The organism is Paraburkholderia sp. J76, assembly GCF_905220295.1.
Classification (GTDB): Bacteria; Pseudomonadota; Gammaproteobacteria; order Burkholderiales; family Burkholderiaceae; genus Paraburkholderia.
Map to the genome: position 1 here is coordinate 1 of NZ_CAJMZJ010000035.1, position 3,378 is coordinate 3,378.

At 53.0% G+C, this 3,378-nt stretch carries 1 rRNA gene; it reads right to left on the bottom strand.

Going from position 1 to position 3,378, the window contains the following annotated elements:
• Window positions 1-229 precede the first annotated feature (229 nt).
• Window positions 230-3,111: ribosomal RNA gene (locus tag U5768_RS31750) — 23S ribosomal RNA — on the bottom strand.
• Window positions 3,112-3,378 lie beyond the last annotated feature (267 nt).

A 3,378-nucleotide genomic window follows, 5' to 3' on the forward strand; every position in this document is an offset into this window, starting at 1 on the left:
ACGGGCAATCCGCACTATCATCGGCGTGGAGCTGTTTCACGGTCCTGTTCGGGATGGGAAGGGGTGGGACCAGCTCGCTATGGTCATCAGGCTTTGACGGGTTGCTGCGTCGCAGTATGCTGCGCCACAGCCAATCGGGAAGAAGCGTAAAGAATTCGTTGGGGTTGTGTTGTTTAATCTGGCACAACACGTGATCTCAACCTGCGTGTCCTTGAAACACACCTGTTATAGGATCAAGCCTTACGGGCAATTAGTATCAGTTAGCTTAACGCATTACTGCGCTTCCACACCTGACCTATCAACGTCCTGGTCTCGAACGACCCTTCAAGGGGATCAAAGTCCCCGGGGAAGTCTCATCTTGAGGCGAGTTTCCCGCTTAGATGCTTTCAGCGGTTATCTCTTCCGAACATAGCTACCCGGCGATGCCACTGGCGTGACAACCGGTACACCAGAGGTTCGTCCACTCCGGTCCTCTCGTACTAGGAGCAGGCCCCCTCAAACTTCCAGCGCCCACGGCAGATAGGGACCAAACTGTCTCACGACGTTTTAAACCCAGCTCACGTACCTCTTTAAATGGCGAACAGCCATACCCTTGGGACCGGCTACAGCCCCAGGATGAGATGAGCCGACATCGAGGTGCCAAACACCGCCGTCGATATGAACTCTTGGGCGGTATCAGCCTGTTATCCCCAGAGTACCTTTTATCCGTTGAGCGATGGCCCTTCCATACAGAACCACCGGATCACTATGACCTGCTTTCGCACCTGTTCGACTTGTGGGTCTCACAGTCAAGCACGCTTATGCCATTGCACTATCAGCACGATTTCCGACCGTACCTAGCGTACCTTCGTACTCCTCCGTTACCCTTTGGGAGGAGACCGCCCCAGTCAAACTGCCTACCATGCACTGTCCCCGATCCGGATCACGGACCAAGGTTAGAACCTCAAACAGATCAGGGTGGTATTTCAAGGACGGCTCCACGGAAACTAGCGTTCCCGCTTCACAGCCTCCCACCTATCCTACACAAACCGGTTCAAAGTCCAATGCAAAGCTACAGTAAAGGTTCATGGGGTCTTTCCGTCTAGCCGCGGGGAGATTGCATCATCACAAACACTTCAACTTCGCTGAGTCTCGGGAGGAGACAGTGTGGCCATCGTTACGCCATTCGTGCAGGTCGGAACTTACCCGACAAGGAATTTCGCTACCTTAGGACCGTTATAGTTACGGCCGCCGTTTACCGGGACTTCAATCAAGAGCTTGCACCCCATCATTTAATCTTCCGGCACCGGGCAGGCGTCACACCCTATACGTCCACTTTCGTGTTTGCAGAGTGCTGTGTTTTTATTAAACAGTCGCAGCCACCAGTTTATTGCAACCCCTTCACCCTCTGCGCGCAGGCGCATCAAGCTACAGGGGCGTACCTTATCCCGAAGTTACGGTACCAATTTGCCGAGTTCCTTCTCCCGAGTTCTCTCAAGCGCCTTAGAATACTCATCTCGCCCACCTGTGTCGGTTTGCGGTACGGTCAGTGTGAAACTGAAGCTTAGAGGCTTTTCCTGGAACCCCTTCCGATTGCTTCGCGGCACAAGGCCGCTCGCGCCACACCCTTGAGTCCTGTAGCCGGATTTGCCAGGCTACCCTCTTCGATGCAGCGACCGGGACTTCCAACACCCGGACAACCTTCCGCGATCCGTCCCCCCATCGCATTTCACACTGGTGCAGGAATATTGACCTGCTTCCCATCAGCTACGCATTTCTGCCTCGCCTTAGGGGCCGACTCACCCTACGCCGATGAACGTTGCGTAGGAAACCTTGGGCTTACGGCGAGGGGGCCTTTCACCCCCTTTATCGCTACTCATGTCAGCATTCGCACTTCTGATACCTCCAGCGCACTTTTCAATGCACCTTCGCAGGCTTACAGAACGCTCTCCTACCATGCACATAAATGTGCATCCGCAGCTTCGGTATATGGCTTAGCCCCGTTACATCTTCCGCGCAGGACGACTCGATCAGTGAGCTATTACGCTTTCTTTAAAGGGTGGCTGCTTCTAAGCCAACCTCCTGACTGTTTTAGCCTTCCCACTTCGTTTCCCACTTAGCCATATTTGGGGACCTTAGCTGGCGGTCTGGGTTGTTTCCCTCTTGACACCGGACGTTAGCACCCGATGTCTGTCTCCCGTGATTGCACTCTTCGGTATTCGGAGTTTGCTATGGCGACGTAATCCGCAATGGACCCATCAACCATGACAGTGCTCTACCCCCGAAGGTGATACACGAGGCACTACCTAAATAGTTTTCGGAGAGAACCAGCTATTTCCAGGTTTGTTTAGCCTTTCACCCCTATCCACAGCTCATCCCCTAACTTTTCAACGTTAGTGGGTTCGGTCCTCCAGCACGTGTTACCGTGCCTTCAACCTGGCCATGGATAGATCACCTGGTTTCGGGTCTACACCCAGCGACTGGACGCCCTGTTCGGACTCGCTTTCGCTACGCCTGCCCTATTCGGTTAAGCTTGCCACTGAATGTAAGTCGCTGACCCATTATACAAAAGGTACGCCGTCACCCCTTGCGAGGCTCCGACTGTTTGTATGCATGCGGTTTCAGGATCTGTTTCACTCCCCTCCCGGGGTTCTTTTCGCCTTTCCCTCACGGTACTGGTTCACTATCGGTCGATCACGAGTATTTAGCCTTGGAGGATGGTCCCCCCATCTTCAGACAGGATTTCACGTGTCCCGCCCTACTTGTCGTACACCTAGTTCTTCCATAACGCCTTCGCCTACGGGGCTATCACCCACTATGGCCACACTTTCCAGAGTGTTTGGCTGACGCTACAGATAAAGAGTACAGGCTGGTCCCATTTCGCTCGCCACTACTCTGGGAATCTCGGTTGATTTCTTTTCCTGCGGCTACTTAGATGTTTCAGTTCGCCGCGTTCGCTTCGCATGACCTATGGATTCAGTCATGGATACTCCATTCGGAGTGGGTTTCCCCATTCGGATATCGGTGGATCAAAGCTTGTTTGCCAGCTCCCCACCGCTTTTCGCAGGCTACCGCGTCCTTCATCGCCTGTGATCGCCAAGGCATCCACCACATGCACTTGTTCGCTTGACCCTATAACGGGTATGTCTCATCCGCAGTTGCCTGCATGGAGTCACACGCGCTACAGGTTGAGTATTCGTGTTGCGCCGTATTTCAAGGCGATCTTTCGATCACTTAAAAATACTTTCGATACAATCACAACCCTGATTCACCTACTCCACACCCATCTCTAAGTGTGTTTCAGATGAATCTCTTTACTACTTCTTCCTGATTGTTAAAGAACGACAGCCGATATGGTTTTTACTCACATCGCTCTGACTGGCTCAATCGCCAATGCTT